This is a genomic window from Streptomyces sp. DH12, assembly GCF_020873895.1.
In the GTDB taxonomy this organism is placed as follows: Bacteria; Actinomycetota; Actinomycetes; order Streptomycetales; family Streptomycetaceae; genus Streptomyces.
The window spans coordinates 1-387 of record NZ_JAHWGT010001685.1 but is presented as its reverse complement, the minus strand read 5'-3'; the positions used below and the strand labels follow the sequence as shown (position 1 = coordinate 387).

1 pseudogene is annotated in these 387 nt (G+C 73.4%); it reads right to left on the bottom strand.

Going from position 1 to position 387, the window contains the following annotated elements:
* Positions 1-387, bottom strand: a pseudogene (locus LPA54_RS41740) (3' terminal RNA ribose 2'-O-methyltransferase Hen1); the annotation flags it as partial.

Genomic DNA, 387 nt, shown 5'->3' with positions numbered 1-387 from the left:
CGCGCGCAGCACGCCGAGGACCGCCACGCGGCGCTGCACGGCCAGCGGGGTCGGCTTCTCCTCGACCTCGGCCTCCGGCGCGACGGCGTTGTCGAGGTCCTCGACCTCGCTGTCGTCCGCCTCGGCCAGCCTGACCAGCTCCAGCCGCTCCTTCGCCTGCCGGGTCAGCGACCAGCGGTGGGAGAGGTAGCGGCGGGTGATCAGCTGCCGCTCGGGGTGGCCGGCCAGCCAGCCGTCGCCGACGCGCAGCAGCTTGTCGACCTCGTCCGGGGAGACCCAGTAGTGCTTGGCGTCGTCCAGGACGGGGAGCAGCACGTAGAGGTGGCGCAGCGCCTCGGCGAGGGTGAGGTCCGCGGCCTGAAGGGCCAGGCGTATGTAGCGCGAGTC